At 73.4% G+C, this 18,293-nt stretch carries 14 protein-coding genes; 13 read left to right on the plus strand and 1 reads right to left on the minus strand.

Features of this window, described 5'->3' with window-relative positions; all coding sequences use genetic code 11:
- The first annotated feature begins 4 nt into the window (after positions 1 to 4).
- The 8 genes from ACIBAG_RS23465 (at position 5) to ACIBAG_RS23500 (ending at position 10,917) form a co-directional block, all read left to right on the plus strand.
- Positions 5 to 1,219 carry a sugar kinase gene (locus ACIBAG_RS23465; protein WP_399107448.1) on the plus strand — a complete coding sequence of 405 codons (1,215 nt, stop codon included), beginning with the start codon at positions 5 to 7 and terminating at the stop codon, positions 1,217 to 1,219.
- The gene (locus ACIBAG_RS23470; protein WP_399107449.1) at positions 1,216 to 1,977 is read left to right on the plus strand and encodes an IclR family transcriptional regulator; all 762 of its coding nucleotides are present in this window, start codon (positions 1,216 to 1,218) and stop codon (positions 1,975 to 1,977) included. The genes ACIBAG_RS23465 and ACIBAG_RS23470 overlap by 4 nt, the downstream gene beginning before the upstream one ends.
- Before the next feature lie 22 nt (positions 1,978 to 1,999).
- Positions 2,000 to 2,473 (plus strand): RidA family protein, encoded by a 474-nt coding sequence (locus ACIBAG_RS23475; protein ID WP_399107450.1) that lies wholly within the window; start codon positions 2,000 to 2,002, stop codon positions 2,471 to 2,473.
- A 106-nt stretch (positions 2,474 to 2,579) separates the two neighbouring features.
- Positions 2,580 to 4,067 (plus strand): GntP family permease, encoded by a 1,488-nt coding sequence (locus tag ACIBAG_RS23480; RefSeq protein ID WP_399107451.1) that lies wholly within the window; start codon positions 2,580 to 2,582, stop codon positions 4,065 to 4,067.
- A gap of 147 nt (positions 4,068 to 4,214) precedes the next feature.
- On the plus strand, positions 4,215 to 5,309 hold the full coding sequence (locus ACIBAG_RS23485; RefSeq protein ID WP_399107729.1) for a hypothetical protein: 1,095 nt from the start codon (positions 4,215 to 4,217) through the stop codon (positions 5,307 to 5,309).
- Positions 5,309 to 6,016 (plus strand): hypothetical protein, encoded by a 708-nt coding sequence (locus tag ACIBAG_RS23490; RefSeq protein ID WP_399107452.1) that lies wholly within the window; start codon positions 5,309 to 5,311, stop codon positions 6,014 to 6,016. Before ACIBAG_RS23485 ends, ACIBAG_RS23490 begins: the two co-directional genes overlap by 1 nt.
- Positions 6,017 to 6,019: 3 nt before the next feature.
- The gene (locus ACIBAG_RS23495; protein WP_399107453.1) at positions 6,020 to 6,673 is read left to right on the plus strand and encodes an RES family NAD+ phosphorylase; all 654 of its coding nucleotides are present in this window, start codon (positions 6,020 to 6,022) and stop codon (positions 6,671 to 6,673) included.
- 41 nt (positions 6,674 to 6,714) lie between these two features.
- Entirely contained in the window at positions 6,715 to 10,917 is a 4,203-nt protein-coding gene (locus ACIBAG_RS23500) for a CHAT domain-containing protein (protein WP_399107454.1), read from the plus strand.
- On the opposite strand, the gene ACIBAG_RS23505 is transcribed toward ACIBAG_RS23500, so the two are convergent.
- Positions 10,911 to 12,830 (minus strand): caspase domain-containing protein, encoded by a 1,920-nt coding sequence (locus ACIBAG_RS23505; protein WP_399107455.1) that lies wholly within the window; start codon positions 12,828 to 12,830, stop codon positions 10,911 to 10,913. The genes ACIBAG_RS23500 and ACIBAG_RS23505 overlap by 7 nt on opposite strands.
- Positions 12,831 to 13,026: 196 nt before the next feature.
- On the opposite strand from ACIBAG_RS23505, the gene ACIBAG_RS23510 reads away from it, so the two are divergent.
- From ACIBAG_RS23510 to ACIBAG_RS23530, 5 genes are all read left to right on the plus strand, one after another.
- Complete coding sequence (locus ACIBAG_RS23510) at positions 13,027 to 13,545, plus strand: hypothetical protein (RefSeq protein ID WP_399107456.1); 519 nt, start codon at positions 13,027 to 13,029, stop codon at positions 13,543 to 13,545.
- A gap of 77 nt (positions 13,546 to 13,622) precedes the next feature.
- Complete coding sequence (locus tag ACIBAG_RS23515) at positions 13,623 to 15,395, plus strand: hypothetical protein (protein ID WP_399107457.1); 1,773 nt, start codon at positions 13,623 to 13,625, stop codon at positions 15,393 to 15,395.
- Positions 15,392 to 16,078 carry a hypothetical protein gene (locus tag ACIBAG_RS23520; protein ID WP_399107458.1) on the plus strand — a complete coding sequence of 229 codons (687 nt, stop codon included), beginning with the start codon at positions 15,392 to 15,394 and terminating at the stop codon, positions 16,076 to 16,078. The genes ACIBAG_RS23515 and ACIBAG_RS23520 overlap by 4 nt, the downstream gene beginning before the upstream one ends.
- On the plus strand, positions 16,075 to 16,653 hold the full coding sequence (locus tag ACIBAG_RS23525; protein WP_399107459.1) for a hypothetical protein: 579 nt from the start codon (positions 16,075 to 16,077) through the stop codon (positions 16,651 to 16,653). Before ACIBAG_RS23520 ends, ACIBAG_RS23525 begins: the two co-directional genes overlap by 4 nt.
- 52 nt (positions 16,654 to 16,705) lie before the next feature.
- The gene (locus ACIBAG_RS23530) at positions 16,706 to 18,271 is read left to right on the plus strand and encodes an AAA family ATPase (protein ID WP_399107460.1); all 1,566 of its coding nucleotides are present in this window, start codon (positions 16,706 to 16,708) and stop codon (positions 18,269 to 18,271) included.
- The last annotated feature ends 22 nt before the right edge of the window (positions 18,272 to 18,293 follow it).

The following is an 18,293-nucleotide window of genomic DNA, read 5'->3' on the forward strand; positions in this document are numbered from 1 at the left end:
GATCGTGACTGTCACCGGACCCCGCAATGCCCTCGACGTCGTCGACGTTGTCGCGCTCGGCGAGTCCATGGTCACGTTCCTGCCGACCCGACCGGGGCGCCTCGCCGATGTGCCGTCGTTCGAGCGGGGGATCGGGGGCGCGGAGTCGAACGTGGCGTGCGGGCTCGCCGCCGCGGGGCATGCGGTGCGGTGGGTGAGCCGGGTGGGGGCCGACGGGTTCGGCGACCACTTGGTGGAGGCGATCCGGGGCTACGGCGTGGACGTGGCGTCCGTACGACGGGATCCGGCGCGGCCGACGGGGGTGTACTTCCGCACGGCGGGGGACCGCGGGACGGACGCGCACGAGGTGGCGTACTACCGGGCGGGGTCGGCGGCGTCGGCGATGTCCGTGGAGAACGTGGACCTGGAGGCGGTGCGGGCGGGGCGGGTACTGCATCTGTCGGGGATCACGGCGGCCCTGTCGGAAGGGTGCCTGGTGCTGATGCGGGAGCTGACGGGGCCGGGGGAGCGGCGTCCGCTGGTTTCGTTCGACGTCAACTATCGGCCCGGGTTGTGGGGGGACGACAGCGGTCCGACGGTGCTGCTGGATCTGGCCCGCCGGGCCGATGTGGTGTTCGTGGGGGAGGACGAGGCGGAGGCAGCGTGGGGGGTCACCGGCGGGCCGGAAGCGATCCGGGGGTTGCTGCCGGAGCCCGGGGTGCTGGTGGTGAAGCAGGGAGGAACGGGGGCCACGGCATCTGTGTCGACTGCGAGTGGTGGTGGGCTGGTCGCGCCCACGCGGCAGAGCCGCATATGTCACAGCCCCGCGCCCCTGAGGTCGGCATACGGCTCCCCGTCGCAAGCTGCGGGCGGCGCGAAAGCGCCGGGCTGCGCGACCCGCCCCCGGCCGGCACAGACGCCGGGTACGAACGAATCGGCGGCCACTTTCGTACCCGCCCTCCACGTTCACGTCGCGGCAGCGACAGGTGCCGGCGACGCCTTCGCCGCCGGTTTCCTCTCCGCCACCCTCCGCGACCTGCCCGTACGGGACCGCCTCCGCCACGCCCACCTCTGGGCCGCCGCCACCCTCACCGCCCCCGGCGACCTCGCCGCACCCCCCTCCCGCGACCACGCCGACCGCCTGGCCGCCCTCGACGACGCCGCGTGGGAGAAACTTCGACTCGGCCCCGGCTGGACGCAAGCCGAGCGAAGGGCCGACGAGGAGGTACGTACGCCATGAGCCAGACCGTCGACCGAGCACTCAGCATCCTGCCGCTGCTCGCGGAGGGCCCCGCCGACCTCGGCCAGGTCGCCGACCGCCTCGGCGTGCACAAATCCACGGCCCTGCGCCTGCTGCGCACCCTCCACGAGCACGGCATGGTCTACCGCCAGTCCGACCAGCGCTACCGCCTCGGCGCCCGCCTCATCGCCCTCGCCCAGGAGGCGATGGAGAACCTCGACATCCGCGAGATCGCCCACCCTCACCTCGTACGCCTCAACGAGCAGTGCGGACACACCGTCCACCTCGCCGTGTACGAGGAGGACGAGGTGCTGTACATCGACAAGGTCGAGAGCCGCTACCCGGTGCGGATGTACTCGCGGATCGGCAAGCCCGTCGCCATCACCGTCGCCGCCGTCGCGAAGCTGCTGCTCGCCGACCTGCCCGAACACGAGCGCCGCGTACTCGTCGACAAGCTCGACTACCCCATGTACACGGCCCGTTCGACGCCCAACCAGGAGGCCTTCCTCAAGGAACTGGCCAAGGTGCGCGAACAGGGCTGGGCCACCGACCTCGGTGGCCACGAGGAGTCCATCAACTGCGTCGCCGCGCCGATCCGCGGCGCCGACGGCCGGGTCGTCGCCGCGATGTCGGTGTCCGCGCCGAACGTCGTCGTCACCGCCGAAGAACTCCTCACGCTGCTCCCGCTCGTCCGCCGTACGGCGGACGACATCAGCGGCGAGTACTCCGGCAGGACCTCAGCGAAGAACTCCGTATGACCGAGGACGGCAAGGAATCCGTATGACCGAGAAGACCGAGACGACCGAGACGACCGAGACGACCGAGAAGGCTGAGAAGGCTGAGAAGGCCGAGAAGATCGCACTCACCCCCAAGACCCACACGACCCCGCCCGCGAAGTTCTCGCACGGTGTGAGGAAGGGGAACATCCTCCAGGTCGCCGGCCAGGTCGGGTTCCTCCCCGCGGTCGAGGGCCAGGCCCCGACGCCCGCCGGTCCCACCCTGCGCGAGCAGACCCTCCAGACCCTCGCCAACGTCAAGGCGATCCTGGAGGAGGGCGGAGCCTCCTGGGACGACGTGATGATGATCCGCGTCTATCTGACGGACGTCGCCCACTTCGCCGAGATGAACGAGATCTACAACGCCTACTTCGAGGCGCAGGGCCTGACCCAGCCGCCCGCCGCCCGCACGACCGTGTACGTCGGTCTGCCCGCCGGGCTCCTCATCGAGATCGACGCGCTGGCCGTGCTCGGCTGACGCCACTCAACTCCCGCACGCCGTGAACGGCACGGCGCCCGCTGTGGTGCCGTGCCGCGATTCCCCCTGCCCGAAAGCAGCATGTACTTACCCCGAGGACCCCCGAATGTCCCCCTTGTCCCTCCCGCTCGCCGCATCCGCCCCCGCCGAGGCCCCACCCCACACCGGCGGCCTGCTCCTCTGGATCGACGGTACGGCCGGTCTCCTGACCGTCGCCGCCATCGGTATCGCCCTCCTGCTGTTCCTGATCATCAAGGTGCGTCTGCAGCCCTTCGTGGCGCTGCTCGCGGTCTCCATAGCCGTCGGCCTGATGGCCGGCCTGTCGGTCACCGAACTCTTCGGCACGGTCCAGCGGAGCGACGCCGTGTCGACCATCGAGTCCGGCATGGGTGGCATCCTCGGCCACGTCGCGATCATCATCGGCCTGGGCACGATGCTCGGCGCGATCCTCGAAGTGAGCGGCGGCGCGGAGGTGTTGGCGTCCCGTCTCCTCAACCTCTTCGGTGAGAAGCGCGCCCCTGTGGCCATGGGGCTGACCGGCCTGATCTTCGGTATCCCGGTCTTCTTCGACGTCGGCATCTTCGTCCTCGCGCCGATCGTGTACGCCGCCGCCAAGCGCTCGGGGAAGTCGATCCTGCTGTACTGCCTGCCGCTGCTGGCGGGCCTGTCGATGACGCACGCCTTCCTGCCCCCGCACCCCGGCCCGGTCGCGGCGGCCGGTCTGCTCCACGTGGACCTCGGCTGGGTCATCCTCATGGGCATCGTCTGCGGCATCCCGGCGGTGCTGGCCGCGTGGGCGTTCTCGGCCTGGATCGGGCGGCGCATCTTCGTCGCCGTACCGCAGGACATGGTCGAGGCGGCGGACGAGGCGAAGCAGGCCGTGATCGACGAGCAGCGGGCGGCCGGGGTCGAGCCCCAGGAGAAGCCGGTGCCGCTCGGCACGGTCCTCGCCATCATCGGTACGCCGCTGGTGCTGATCCTGGCCGCGACGTTCTCCTCGATCGCCCTGGACCCGTCCACCGCCCGCTCGGTGATCGAGTTCTTCGGCAACCCGTTCGTGGCCCTGACGATCGCCCTGCTCCTCGCGTACTACCTGCTGGGCATCCGCCGCGGCTGGTCCCGCAAGTCCCTGGAGACGGTGTCGACCTCGTCGCTGAAGCCCGTCGGCAACATCCTCCTGGTCGTCGGCGCGGGCGGTGTCTTCGGCGCGGTCCTCAAGGGCAGCGGCGTCGCCCAGGCCCTCTCCGACACCTTCAACGACGTCGGCCTCCCGGTGATCGTGCTGTCGTACCTGATCTCCGTGGTCCTCCGGGTCGCCCAGGGCTCGGCGACGGTCGCCATCGTCACCACGGCCGGCATCGTCGCCCCCCTCCTCACCGAGGGCGACCACTCCCAGGCCTTCATCGCCCTGGTCATCATGGCCATCTCGGCCGGCTCGATCTTCGCCTCGCACGTCAACGACGGCGGCTTCTGGATCGTCGCGAAGTATTTCGGCATCAGTGAGCGGGACACGTTGAAGACGTGGACGGTGCTGGAGAGTGTGCTGTCGGTGGCCGGGTTCCTGGTGGCCGGGGTGTTGAGCGTCTTCGTCTAGGCGTTCCTCCGTCCCGGCGAACCGCCCGCCCCCCCAACGCCCCGAACACGCCCCGGACATGACCCGTTCGCGCCCGGGGCGTGCGTTGGAATGGAGGGGCGGGAACGGGGTTGTGAGGGCCGTGGCGGCGGTGCGATGCTGATCGTCATGCCGCCGTCTCCTCACGCGCCCGATCACGGAGCGGTCCTCGCGGAGGTGCGGAAGGTGCGGCGAGCGGGAGTCGTCAGACTGCGCGCACTCGACGTGCCGGCACTTGCCGGGGTCGCCCGTGACCTTCCGCGGGGGGACGGCGAGTCGCCAGGGGGGCCGGTGGAGAAGGTATTACGGCTCGCCGTCTCCCGCATGGGCGGCGGCACCCTCCAGACCGCCGCCGAGTACAGCCTCGGCCTCGCGCAGGGCACCCGCGACTGGCCCGCCGCCGACCGGCGCAGACGGGCCGCCCAGGTGTACGGGGTGAGTGTCGAACGCTTCCGCAAACACCATGAGCTGATGGTCCTCGGGCAGGTCGCCGAGCAGATCGTCCAGCTCGGCGCCGAAAGCGGTGCTCGTGCGGGGGCCGCGCCGGTGTCGTACGACCGCATCCCCGCCGCCCATCGCACACTGCCCGTCCGTGTCCAGCACGGGACCGTCCCCGTCACTCTGCACGTCCACTCCGTCGACCTGCTGCGCGACATCGACGTCGTCGTCTCCCCGACGAACACCTACTTCGCGCTGCCCGCGCCGTACAAGTCGTCCGTCTCCGCCACGCTGCGCCGCGCGGGCGCGCACCGCGACCCCGTCGGGGGACTCGTCGACGACAGGATCGACGACGAGCTACGGGGCTGGACCGCCCGGCACGGGGCTCCCGGCCGGGCGGCACAGCCCGGTACCGTCGCCGTCACCTCCGCCGGCGCGCTCGACGGGCAGGGCATCCGCCGCATCTACCACGTCGCCGTGGCCGTACCCCGCCCGGAGAGCAACGACTACGACGTGCAGCCGGCCGACATCACCAGAGGCGTCGCCCGGGTCTTCGCGCTGCTGGCCGAGGAGGCCGCACGGCACGACCCGCCCCTGCGCTCGGTCTGCCTGCCGCTCCTCGGCGCCGGACGCGGCGGCCTCAGCCCGCTGGAGAGCTTCGCCGCGCTGTGGGCCGCCGTCGAGGCCGAACTCGCCCGCGGCGCCGACTGGGAGATCCACTTCGTCGTACGCCGACACGCCCGCGCCGATCTGCTGGAACGGCTGCTGGCCGCCAGGGAGGACTGATGGGACACCCACCGCCCCCGCACTTCCACCCGGAGAGCGAGGAGCCGCTCGACGCGCACGTCGTCCTGGCCGCCGCGGCGGCGAAGTGGGGGCTCGTCGCGGACCGGATCGGGCGGGACACCCGCGATCGGCTGGCCGTCCTGCTCGGTCTCGTACGGGCCGGGGGCCAGGACCCGGACGTCCGCCGCGGCGCCGCTCGCGAGGCCGCGGGGCTGCTGCGGGAGCGAGTCCCCGAGGAGTTCGGCGAGGACACCGGGGCCAGGCTCGTCGCCACCCCGGCACCCGGCGGGCGGGTGACCGTGCAGGGGTTCGCGCCCGAGGACCTCGCCGTCCTGCTCATCGACGGGCACCGGATGGTGGGGCCGGTGCTCGGCCCGGTACGCGAACGGCTGCTCGCCGAGCCCGCGCTGGACGCCGAGGACCTGCGCCTGCGCGGCGGCGACCCCTTCGCGCCCGATCTGATCCGGCTGCGGGGGACCGGCGGACAGGTGCGGCTGCCGCGCTTCCAGTTCTCCGAGGACACCCTGCCCTGGCCCGTCGTACTGGAGGTCAACGGCCTGCTCGCCGCCGACCGCGACCCGTGGGGCGCCGCCGACTGGTGGCTGTCCGCCAACGCCTGGCTCGGCACCAGCCCCGCACGACTGCTCGGCACCGGCCGCGACCACCGACTCGCCGACACCGCACGGTTCCTGATGGAGGATGAGTAGCCCGTGCCCAACTACCGGCCACCGGACGCGCTGACCGGCACTCCCGGGAAGGTCACGCTGACCCGCGGCACCCTGCTGTACCGCGTCCACGCCTCCCGCCACCCCGCCGCCTCGTTCAACCCGAAGCCGTCGCACTGCCTGTACGGCGGGGGCCGCTTCGACGCCACCTCCTGCGACCGGTACGGCTATCTGTACGCCGGGCTCGGCCCGGCCGCCGCCGTCTGCGAGACCCTGCTGCGCTCCCTGCCCTTCGACCCCTCGGGCGGACCCCGGCTGCTGCCGCACCGCGCGATCGAGGGCCGCCGGATGACCACCCTGCGGCTCGCCGCCGACCTGTGTGTCCTGCCGTTGATGAGCGCGCGGGACCTGGCCGCCGTGCACCAGGACAGCTGGCTGGTGCACGCCGAGGCCCAGGAGTACGCCTACACGCGTGACTGGGCGCACTGGATCCGCCGCAACGCCGGCCCGTGGGCGCAGGGGCTGGTGTGGTCGTCCAAGCGGGAGCCGGCGGAACGGGCGGTGGTCCTGTTCGGCGACCGCGGCCTCGCCGGGGAACTGCCCGCGCGGGAGGAGGACGTCACCGACTTCGACACCGCCGAGGGCGTCGAGTGGCTCAACTCCGTCCTCGCGCCCTACCTCGTCCAACTCGCCCCCTGACACGAGGCGTTGACCCCCCGGCTTCCTGGAATGCTCGCACCGTGACCGACCTGAACCCGACCGCCGAGGAAGTCCGCGCCCACCGCGACGAACTCCTCGACACCCTCGCGAACACCGCCTCCGACGACCCCGACGCACCCGCCCTGTGCGGGCTGGTCGGCGAGCTCAGTTACCGCCTGCTGGTGATGGAGGGCGGCGAGGAGGACCTGAGGCTGGCCGCCGAGGCGTTCGCGCTCGCCTTCCGGACGCCGGGGGACGACGACGGCCACCTCGCGGGCGGGGACTGGGCGGCCTGGCGGATCTTCTACGGGCATGTCCGGGCCTTCCAGTACGACGCCGCGCCGAGCCCCGAACTCCGCGAGGAGATGTGGGAGTTGCTGCGGGACGGCGTCTCCGGCCTGGACGACGCGGACGACTACCACGACCTCGTACGCGATCTGGCCCGGCAACTCCTCGCCGCCTGCGCCAAGCAGCGCTACATGGGCTGCGAGGGACCGGCCGCGCGGCGTCTGGAACTCCTCGACGAGGCGCTGCGGCTGCACGAGGACGCCGCCCGCACCCTGGAACCCGGCAGCGAGGAGGCCGTCGACCTCATGGTGTCGCGCGGCTATCTGCACCTGGAGCGCGTGGAGCTGCGCTCCGACCCGGCGGACGCCGAGGCCGCGGCCCGCCACTACGGCGCCGCCCTGGACGCCGGCCTGCCCGGCACCGACGTGCCGCTGCTGCGGCACAGCCTCGGTCTCGCGCTGATGGCGCACGGCCGGATGACCCAGGACCGGGAGGAACTGGAGCGGGCGCGGGAGGAGTTCGGCGCCGCGCTGCTCGAAGTCCGGCAGACGACGGATACGCCGCCCTCCTGGGCCTGGGAGGCCGAGATCCGCGCGGTCTTCGTCCGTGCCACGATCTGGGCCCACTGGAAGGACCACGCGCAGGCCGCCGCCGCCGAGGTGGAGCTCGCCGGGCTGCTCGCCGACCCGGCCGACGTCGACCGGCTGCCGCCGCTGTACCTGGACACGTTCGGCCGGCTGCTCTTCGAACGCGGCGGCGTCCGCGGCGACGGGGCCGCCCAGGACCGGGCGATCGCCCTGATCCGCAAGGCCGTCGACGAGTGGGTGCCCGAACGCGACGGCGCGGTCACCACCACCGCCCTCTTCCTCGGCGTCTTCCAGCAGAGCCGCTACCGGGACGATCCCGACCCGGGCCGCCTGCACGACGTGGCCGAGGCCGCGGGGCTGGTCCTCGCCGACGAGGCGTTCGACGACGGGATGCGTCAGCTCGCCCGGATGATGGGAGCCTGGGCCTGGATCACCCTGGAGGACGCGCACGGCATCGTGCCCGAGGCGGGCGACGGCGTCCCGGAGGGAATGGGCACCGACGACGCCCGGGAGGCCTACCTCGCCATGCTGAGGGACCTCGAGTCCGGGCGTGGCTTCCTCGACTTCAGCGACAGCAGCGAGGACTTCCCCGGCATCTTCAAGTCGTTCGGCGGCGTCGGCCGGCTGGGGGAGGGCTTCGACCACGGCTACGCCCGCTTCCGCGAACTGGAGCCGGGGCGGGACCGGGCCTGGTTCGCCGTCGCCCTGCTCTCGCACAGCATGCTCCTCGACCCGCACGGCACCCACATCCCCGCCGAGCAGAAGGAGGAGCTGATCGACTGCGCCCTCTCCTGGGGCGAGGACGACCCGGTGTGGCAGCGCAGGGCCCATGCCGTCGTCGCCACGGTGCGGCTGCGTGAGGAACTCGCCGGCACGGGCCGGGGCATGGACGAGGTCCTCGACCACCTCGCGCGTGCCGAGGAGGCGGCCGACGCGAGCGGCGGCGACCAGGGCCTGGGCCACGGCATCGACCTGGCCCGGATCGCCGCCACCCACCACCGGGGACAGACCGCGGGGGCCGGGGACGACATGGAGGCCGCCGCCGCGATGTGGGGGAAGCTGCGCGACAACCCCGCGCTCACCCCGCATCTGCGCAAGGTCATGGCCGCCCAGCAGTCCGCGTTCGACGCCGCGGCCGCGGCCCAGCGCGGCGACCTGGCCGCCACCGACCGGCACCTCGCCGACCTGCAGGCGGCCCACGCCACCCTCGACCCCGACGACCACTCACGCGTCGAACTGTGGACCCACCTGGAGAACGCCCGCTCGGCCCGCGACCGTCTCGCCCGCACCCTCGGCGCCCCGCCCGCGCCGCCCCTCGTCGGCCGGCCGTCCCTGTTCGAACTGCGCCGCGCGGCCAAGCAGTTGCCCCGCGACCACCGGGCCTGGGTGCTCGGCGACAACGGCATCACCCGCTGTGTGCGGGCCGGCGAGGCCCGGGACCCCCAGCTGCTCGCCGAGGCCATGGAACTGCTCCAGGAGGCCTACGACCTGGTCGACGAGGGCAGCGACAGCAAACTGCGCTACGCCCACTGCCTCGGCAGCAGCCACTGCGCGCTCGCCGAGATGCAACGCCTGCCCGCCGCCCGCACCCGCCACCTCACCCGCGGCATCGCCCTGCTGGAGAGCGCGATGGACCTGGCCGGCGGCCCCGAGCACCGCCTCTACGCCGGCACCGGACTCGCCCTCGGCCGCGCCTACCGCACCCGCGGCGAGCTCAGCCGGGACGACCGCGCCGCAGGCCGCCGCACCGGCCTCGACGCCCTGCGCGGCCACGCCTGGGCCGCGCTGCTGCAGTCCGGCACCGAACACGCCGCACAGGCCGTGCGGGAGGCCACCGACACCGCGTTCGAAGTCGCCGGATGGTGTCTGCGCGACAACGCCCCCGAGGAGGCCGTGCGCGCCCTCGACGCCTGCCGCGGTCTCGTCCTGCACGCCGCCACCACCTCCCGCACCGTGCCCGAACGCCTCGTCGCGGCCGGGCGCGACGATCTCGCCGACGAGTGGCAGGCCGCGGGCCTCGGCAGCGAACCGGCCGACCCGCTCACCGCGATGCGCGCCTCCCAGAGCGTCCCCAGCAGCCTGCGCCGCCGGGTCCTGGCCGCGCTCACCGGCACCGACTCCGTCCAGGACCGCCTCCTCGACCCGCCGTCGCCCGACGAGATCGGCACGGCCCTGCGCGCCCTCCGCAAGGACGCCCTCGTCTACCTGGTGCCCGTCACCGACGAGACCCCCGGCACCGCCGTCGTCGTCACCTCCACGGGCGCGGTCCACTCCGTCCCGCTGCCGGCCCTGCGGGCGGACGCGGCGGCACTGCGGGAGTACGCGGCGGCAGCGGGCGGCGTCGCGGACCGCGACATGGGCCCCGTACCCGGCTACCAGTCGGCCGCCACCGCCCGCCCGTCGCTGCGGCAGCGTCTCGACAGGCTGTGCGGATGGGCCTGGTACGCCGGAATGCGGCCGCTGCTCGACATGTTCGCCACCCGCACCGGACGCGTGCCCCGGCTGGTGTTCATACCGATGGACACGCTCAGCCTGGTCCCCTGGCACGCCGCGTGGGGTCCCGGGCCGGACGACGGACGCCGGTACGCGCTGCACGAGGCGGAGATCTCCTACGCCGCCTCCGCCCGCCTCCTGTGCGACGTCGCCGCCCGTCCCGCCGTCGGCCACTCGGGCGCCGCGCTCGTCGTGGGCAACCCCACCGGGGACCTGTGGTACGCGGGCGAGGAGGCGGACGCGGTCCAGCGGGTCTTCTATCCGCGGGGGCGTTTCCTCGGGCGCCGGGACACGGGGGAGGCGGACGGGGCGGGGACGCCCGAGCAGGTGCTGGAGTGGCTGACGCGCGGCGGCCACGGTGCCGAAGGAGGCTCCGGGGAAGGCGTCGAGGAAGGTGCCGTACTGCATCTCGCCTGTCACGCCGCCATCGCGCGGGACGCCCGGCGCACGGCACATCTCTCGCTGCACGGCGGTGAGCTGGCGGCCGAGGAGCTGACCGAGGCCGTCGGCGGCGCGGGGCGGGGGCGGCTCGGGCTCGTGCTGCTCGCCGCGTGCCGCAGCAATGTCTCGGGGCGCGGGTACAACGAGGCCTACAGTCTGGCCACCGCCTTCCTGGTGGCCGGAGCGCGGTCCGTAATCGGCTCGCTGTGGCCGGTGCCGGACGACGCGACCTCGGTGCTGATGTTCCTGACCCACCACTACCTGCGCACCGAGGGCGAGCCGCCCGCGCGCGCCCTGCGCCGGGCCCAGCTGTGGATGCTGGACCCGGCCCGCGAGTTCCCCGCAGACCTGCCCGAACGTCTCGCCGAGCGGGCCCGCTGCGTCGACCCGGACGACCTCAGTGCCTGGGCGGGCTTCACCCACCTCGGTCAATAGGCCGCCGGGGGCACGACGGTGCGCAGGGCGATGGTGCGGGTGCTCCAGCGCCCGGCGCCGCCGCCCTTGACGGGCCCGGCGTCACGCGAGGGGCGTACCGGGCCGTCGAACCAAAGCACCCCGTCGTCCTCCTCGCCGGGGTTGCGGCTGCCCGGCGGCGCCAACGGGTCCCAGGCCCGCAGCTGGAAGGGCAGCGTGTTCAACTCGCCCTCCGAGACGATCAGTTTCAGCCAGTCCCGGCCCTCCGCGCCGGGCACGGCGGGCCGGGACTCCGGCAGGGAGAGCTGCACCGCATTGCCGTTCAGGGCGTACCCCGTCTGTCCGGGGCCGATGAAGTGGCCCGGGAACAGCGCCGGGTTCGAGGCATAGCTGTCGGTGAGGTCGAGCAGCACACACCACAGGGGGCGCTGCGAGCGGTTGTGCAGCCGGATGGAGACCCAGGGCTCGCGCGGGCCGCCCGAGTCCTCCGGTCCGTACTCGCAGACGATCTCTCCCCTGCCGTCCGGCATGAGCGCGGGGCCGTCGGGGGTGTGCCACGGCACGATCTCCACCCGCACCTGGTTGTCCAGCACCGACGGACGGGAGGTCAGGTCCCGCAGCCGATGCCAGCGGGCGAGGTGCGTCAGGCAGTCCACGACACGTCGCGCGTCGCCGGGGGAGGTGCCGGCGTCGAGCCGCAGCGGCTGGACGAACGCCGTCCCGTCCCGGCCCAGCACCTGTGTCGTGCCGTCCGCCACGACCACCCGGAAGTGCGGGTCGCCGTGTTCCTGCGGGGTCTCGACGACCCGCAAGTGCGGCGCGGGCCCGCCTCCGGCGCCGTACGACCCGATGGCGGCCCGCAGGGGTCCGTCCGGCCCCTCGATGCTCACCGTCGCGGGCGCCGACGCCAGCGCGGTCAGTGCCAGCGGGTAGACCCGCTCAGGGTCCGGCGTCCAGTCCACCGGGTCCACGAGCGACCGGTCGGCCCGCACCACCCTGGCCCGTACGACGGCACCCGCGTCCGGGCCGTCCCCCACGACCGCGAACCGGGTGCCCTCGGCGCCCGCGTCGTCCCGCAGCCCATGACCGGTGCCGCAGTCCACTTCCCAGCCGTCCGGCCCGTGGCGCAGCAGATGCTCGCTCGGCGTGCCCGCCACCGCGCCCGCGAGGAACGGCAGATCGGCGGGGCCCGGTGCCTCGGGGTACAGCACCGGCTGCTGCCGTCCGCCGGAGCGCCGTACCCGGGCGTCGGCCGCCGCCAGCAGCTGCCGGTAGGTGGCGTCCGGGCCCGCCGTCCGCGCCGCGTTCAGCAAGGCGTGCGTGAACATGCCGTGCCGGCGGCCGTCGTAGAAGCCCTCGTACGACAGCTGGTCGAGCCGGCTCGCGGCCAGCAGCAGATGCCGCGCGGGCCCCTCGGGCACCACCGCGTCCCGCACCGCCGCCCACTCGGGCCGGGGCGGCGCGAACCGGGCCGTCAGGCCCGCCGGGACCAGGGGGTCGCGCGTCGCGCCCCCGGAGTAGCAGCAGTCGAGGATCGCCACCACGGTGACCCCGCGAGCCGCCACCTCGTCGAGCAGCACGCCGAGCCGCTTGTCGGGTAGCGGACCGTCCGCGCAGACCAGCGCCTGGTTCCAGCCCGTCGCCTCGACGAGCAGATCCGCACCCGTGGCGAGCCGCTGGGTGCCGTGCCCGGAGAACCAGAACAGCGCCGTGTCCCCGGACCCGGCCGACCCGAGGAACCCGCGGATCCCGTCCTCGACGGCGGCGACCGTCACCTCGCCGTCCAGCACCGTCCGCACCTCGGCGGCGCCCCCGGTCCGTTCCACCAGCAGCCGCCGGGCCTCCCGGACGTCGTTGACACAGCCCGTGAGCGGCGTGGCGATGTGCGACGGGTAGTCGTTGACACCCGCCATGAACGCGTAGATCGACCCCATGGCGGGCAGTCTGACACCCCGGGCGCCCCGCGACGTGAGTGAACTGGTCGGAGCCGGGGCGGATCCTGGCCCGAAACCGGTCGCGGGTGTGCCAAGTGGCCGATGTGCTCGCACTATTGACCTGACGTCACTATTCTTCACCTCTCGCGGAACGCGCAGAACGGCGGACCGCGCTGGAACTCAAGTCGGGGGAGACATGGGCCAGTTCGAGCGGCCTCGACGCATCGTGCAGCCGGGCGGCGTCGCCGGCACACCCTCCACCTCGTCGGACGTCCTGCGGGGCACCGGCCAGAACCTCACCACGGGCACCTCGCGCCGCGCCGTCGGTGCACCGGGCCCCGCGGCCCCGCTGCGCCGCGAGCGCCTCGCCCCGCGCCCGCGGGAACTGCGCGACGCGGTGGGCCGGCTCGACGCGGGCCTGGACGAGAACGCGCGCCGGCAGCTGGCCGAGTGGATCGGCGAGCAGTACCAGGCCGGTTACGGCGAGATCCCGCTCGGCTTCCTCGCCCGCTGCTACCTGGGCCCGCCCTACGTCGACCACCAGCTCGACCTCTTCCAGGTGATCGTCCGCCACTTCGCCCCCTCCGACCAGGTGCCCGAACCGTTCGCGGGCGCCCGGATGCTGGTGCGCTCCGGCGGCTACGCCTTCGTCGAGGTCTACTCCGGGGGCCTGCTCCTGCCGGTCCTCGACGACGGGACGGTCGTCCGTCCCTGACGCACGCCCGCCCACGTCCGCCCGGCCCCCCACTCCCCGCCCGTCCCTGACATCGCACGTCTGATCGGAGAAACCGCATGTCCGAGGTGGACTACGCCCTTCACCAGAAGGTGCAGCAGGTCAGCAACCTCGTGGTCCGGCTCAGTGAGCAGGTGGGCTCCGTGTCCGGCCAGGTCTCGGCCGTCGAGGCCAACCAGCAGCAGACCCGCACCGAACTGCAGGAACTGCGCGACGAGTTCCTCGCCTTCGTCAAGACCGCCCAGCTCACCGCCAACGTCCAGCGCGCCGAGACCCGCGTCGGCGTGATCCAGGACCAGGTCGACCACGAGTTCGGCCACCACAAGACCGTACGGCGCACCGCCGTCGGCATGCTCCAGGCCTTCGACCTGGGCCTGGTCTCCGAGGACAACGTCCGGCTCGTCGGCGACCAGCTGATGATCCAGACGCCCCGCTACTGGCTGGCGCCCGCCCTGGTGGCCCTCGCCTCCTGGTCGGCCGACGACCGCACGCTGTGCGAGAAGGCCGTCGAGGAGGCCTTCCGTCGCTCGCCGGACCGCACCTCGCTGTTCTTCGCCCTCGTGCTGCGCCGGCAGGACCGCCGGGAGGCGGCGGTGCGCTGGCTGCGGCACTATCTGATCGCCCAGGACCCGGCGGCCCTCGGCCGGGAGTTCGCGGTCATCCTGGAGTCCATCGCTCAGGGCGCGTTCGGGCTCGCCGGCCGTGAACTGCTCGACAGCACGCTGGCCGGCTGGCGCGAGCAGCTCATGGACAGCGCGGACGCCCAAGCGCGGCAGATCACCCGCTGGCGCGAGGAGATCGACTCCCTCGCCCAGCCCTCCGCGGCCGCCGAGTTCCCGCGGCTGGCCCAGGTCAGCCCGCAGTGGGCGCAGCTCGACTCCGTCCTCGGCCGGGCCCGCGCCCAGCAGGCGGTGCTCGACAAGTACCAGGCGATCATGGCCCGCGAGTTCCAGCCGTCGCAGCGTCTGGAGGACGCCGTCGACGACATCCTCGACCGCCTCGTCTCCGAGTACGACAACGACGAGCTGCCCCTGCGCCGCGAACTGGCCTTCAACCACGCGGTCATCGACCACGGCGGCGACCTGGACGAGGCCCGCAGGGCGGCGGACGCGGACTCCGCCTCGTACGACGAGACGCTCGACTACCTGACCGTGCAGACCACCGCGGCGCTCAACCCGGCGGCGATCGGCACCTCGCCGGCGACCCAGCGGCTGGCCGTCGCCGCCTGCCAGGAGTGGTTCCTGCAGGCGCACGCCCAGTTCACCCGGGACTACCGGGCCGCGGTGCCGCAGGACGTGCAGGCGCAGTTCGGCACGGCGTACACGGTGGCCGCGCGGACCTTCCAACTGCCGCCGTGGACTGGCTCGTTCACCCAGCCGCTGGCCGACCTGGAGCGGTCGCTGTCCGCGCACTGGGACCAGCACATGAGGCCCTTCATCGACTCCTTCGCCTTCCCGTGGGCGAAGAAGGCGACGCCGCTCGCGCTGGTCCTGTTCGGCATCCTGGTGGTCGTCGGGTCCTTCAGCTTCGGGTTCGCGCTGGTGGTCGCCCTGATCACCGGCGGCGTCTGGGGGCTCGTCCTGTACAACGGCGCCCAGGCCGCCCAGCGCCTCCAGAACAACGCCCGCGGGATCCTGGCGTCGGCCAAGCAGGAGTCACTGCACCATCTGCGGGCGGCCTCCGCCGAACTCACCGACTGGAACGCCAAGCTGCGCACCGCCGACGGCGTCGAGCCCGGCTGCCGGGAACTGATCCAGTCCCTGGCCACCGCGACGCGGGGCGCCTCCCCCTTCGAGGGCCGCACCGTCAGCAAGGAGGACAACGCATCATGACCACCAACGGCCCGGACTCCGACGCCTACGCATCCGCTCCGCCACCGCCCCGCAGACCGCCGGGGGATCCGCAGTGGTCGACGCCGACGGAGACACCCGTGGAGGCACCCACGGGGGCGGCGCCCGGTGCGGGGCCGGTCTCCGGTCAGGGCTCTGTTCCGGGTGTGGCTTCCGGTTCCGGTCGGCCGTCCGTTCCCGGAGCGGTGCCCGTCCCCGGTCAGGGACCCGGCTCGGGCTCCGCGCCCGGCTTCGGTCCGCCGGCCACGGCCCCGTCGGCCACCGCGCCCGCATCGGCGTCCGGTACCGCCCAGCGGGCTTATGCCGGGCAGGTGCCCGCGGCCGCCCCGGCGCCCGGCTCGGCCCCGGCGCCCGGTTACGGCCCGCCGTCCGCCGTCCCCGGACCCACCGCGCCCGCACCGGCCTCCGGCCCCGCCCAGCGCGCCTACGCCGGGCAGGTGCCCGCAGCCGCCCCGGCGCCCGTCGCTCCCGCGCCCGCCTCCACCGCGTCCTCGCCCTGGGGCGCCGCCGGGGCGGGCGGTGCGGCCTCGCCCTGGGGGGCCACCCGCAGGTCCGCCGGGGAGCGGGTCACCAGCCGGGTGCGCAAGATCGCCGAAGGGCTGCCGGATTGGGAGCCGCTGCCGCCCGGCGAGACCGTCGTACGCCGACCCCGTGGCACGGCGTGAGCACGTACTGGGGGCATGGCGGGGCCTACGAGACCTGGGCGGAGTTCCTGCGCCGATGGGCCGCCGAGGAGCCGGTGGACCCGGGTGCGCTGCCGGCGCTCGCCGAGGAGCAGTGGCCCGGCGAGACCTGGGAGCGGTTCGCCCTGCACTTCGGGAACGCCCTCGACGCACGGCTGCGCTCCTGGGCCGACCGGTTCCTGGCGGCGATGACCGCGGCACCGGACGAGTTCTCGGCGGGCCGGGCGCTGACCCAGGCCAGGGAGGGGCTGCGGTCGGTGCGGGCGCTCGCCGGGCACCCGGGGCTGCCCGAGTCGACCCGTACCCGGTTCACCGAACTGGTCGACGGTCAGATCAGGGACCTGCACGACCAGATGGAACGCGCCCTGGACGGACTCGCCGCCGCGGGCGGCTCCGACCCGCGCTGGATCGAGCGACGCCGCCGCACCCTCCGGGACAACTCCCTCATCGCCCTGCTCACGGACGCCCCGCAGACCCCGGCGGCCCATGCCGTACCCGACCCGTGGGCGGCCCAGTCCCCCGGGGCCGGTCCCCGCCGCCGGGTGATCACCGACTGACACCGCGTCCCCACCGAACACCCGCCGTCCGCCCACGCCACCGAAGGCCCGCATGTCGAACTTCACCGAAAGCCTGGCCCACCTCGACAGCTACATCTCCGCCCGAGTACCCGTGATCGGCATGCGGACCATCGAGCAGCAGCGCGCCCTGCGGCTGCTGCGGGAGGCGGCCACCCAGGCGCGTCGCAGCAGCATGCCGTTCTGGATCTACACCCGGGCCACCGGCCTGCGCGACCTCAGGACCAACGCCCCGGTGCACGACGACCGTTCGCTGACCGGGGCCATGGACTTCGCGGCCGCGCAGTTCAGCAGCCGCGCCAACGCCACCGTGGTGTTCGTCGACCCCGACCACCTCGAGGACGACACCCCCGTCACCCGGCACATCGCCGAACTCGCCCGGCTCGCCGACAACAACTCGGGCAGCATCGTCCTGATCACCGACGCCCCGATCTGGAGCGGTCTGCAACGGCTCGGCATGAGCCTGCACCTGGACCTGCCGGACACCGACGAGATGTACGGCACGCTCTCCGGCTTCCTCGGCGACCACCAGGGCCACATCCCCATCGAGTGGGACGAGAACGACGCCCGGCGCGCGGCCGAGTTCCTCAGCGGGGTCACCGAGGCCGAGTGCATCAACCTCATGGCCACCATCGCCGCCAAGGGTTCCATCCTCAAGGGCGACGTCCTCGGGCTCGCCCAGGCCAAGGACCGTATCTTCAGCGACCTCACGGGACTGGAGCGCGTCCACCTCAAGGAGAGCGACTACACGGTCGGCGGCCTGACCAGTCTGCGGGAGTGGCTGCGCCGCAAGCACGACATGATGCACGCCGACCTGCGCGACACGGAGCTGCGGCCGCCCCGGGGCGTCCTGCTCGTGGGCGTACCCGGCTGCGGCAAGTCGCTGTCGGCCAAAGCCATTTCCCACGAGTGGCGGCTCCCGCTCTACCGGCTCGACATGGCCAGCATCCACGGCAAGTACCTCGGCGAGTCTGAGGGCCGCTTCCGGGAGGCCCTGGCGATGGCGGACCGGGTGGCGCCCTGCATCCTGTGGATCGACGAGATCGAGAAGGGCCTCGCCGGCCGCGACGACATGTCCGGCGTACCGCAGCGGATCATCGGCCAGTTCCTGTTCTGGCTCCAGGAGTCCCGGTCCAGGGCGTTCGTCGTGGCCACCGCCAACGACATCCGCAGTCTGCCGCCGGAGCTGCTGCGCAAGGGCCGCTTCGACGAGCTGTTCTTCGTGGACCTGCCCGACGGCGAGGACCGCAGGGAGATCATCGAGCTCTACTACCGCCGCTATCTGAAGACGCAGCCGGAGCGGGAGCAGGTGGACCGCCTCGTCGACCTCTCCGAGGGCTTCGCCGGGTCCGACATCGAGTCCACCCTGCACGACGCCGGCCAGGAGGCCTACCGCTGCGGCGGCGCCGACCGCCTGAAGCCGTCCTTCCTGCTCGACGCCTTCGCCAACACCGTCCCGCTCAGCCGGGTCAACCCCGAGCAGATCGAGGAGATCCGCGCCTGGGGCCGCGAGCGCGCGGTGCCGGCCGGTCGGACGGCGGCCGCCACGGCAGCCGGCTCCGCGGGACCCGCCCGCCGGATCGTCTTCATGGACGAGTGAGTCAGTCCCGTCCCGTCCGCAC

This window comes from Streptomyces sp. NPDC051243 (genome assembly GCF_044455405.1).
Taxonomy (GTDB): Bacteria; Actinomycetota; Actinomycetes; order Streptomycetales; family Streptomycetaceae; genus Streptomyces.

What these genes read in the sequence shown, in the direction of transcription:
- ACIBAG_RS23490 (WP_399107452.1), top strand. Translation starts at nt 5,309, where the DNA reads ATGGGACACCCACCGCCCCCGCACTTCCACCCGGAGAGCGAGGAGCCG.
- ACIBAG_RS23510 (WP_399107456.1), top strand. Translation starts at nt 13,027, where the DNA reads ATGGGCCAGTTCGAGCGGCCTCGACGCATCGTGCAGCCGGGCGGCGTC.
- ACIBAG_RS23505 (WP_399107455.1), bottom strand. Translation starts at nt 12,830, where the DNA reads ATGGGGTCGATCTACGCGTTCATGGCGGGTGTCAACGACTACCCGTCG.
- ACIBAG_RS23530 (WP_399107460.1), top strand. Translation starts at nt 16,706, where the DNA reads ATGTCGAACTTCACCGAAAGCCTGGCCCACCTCGACAGCTACATCTCC.
- ACIBAG_RS23520 (WP_399107458.1), top strand. Translation starts at nt 15,392, where the DNA reads ATGACCACCAACGGCCCGGACTCCGACGCCTACGCATCCGCTCCGCCA.
- ACIBAG_RS23470 (WP_399107449.1), top strand. Translation starts at nt 1,216, where the DNA reads ATGAGCCAGACCGTCGACCGAGCACTCAGCATCCTGCCGCTGCTCGCG.
- ACIBAG_RS23475 (WP_399107450.1), top strand. Translation starts at nt 2,000, where the DNA reads ATGACCGAGAAGACCGAGACGACCGAGACGACCGAGACGACCGAGAAG.
- ACIBAG_RS23515 (WP_399107457.1), top strand. Translation starts at nt 13,623, where the DNA reads ATGTCCGAGGTGGACTACGCCCTTCACCAGAAGGTGCAGCAGGTCAGC.
- ACIBAG_RS23480 (WP_399107451.1), top strand. Translation starts at nt 2,580, where the DNA reads ATGTCCCCCTTGTCCCTCCCGCTCGCCGCATCCGCCCCCGCCGAGGCC.
- ACIBAG_RS23485 (WP_399107729.1), top strand. Translation starts at nt 4,215, where the DNA reads ATGCCGCCGTCTCCTCACGCGCCCGATCACGGAGCGGTCCTCGCGGAG.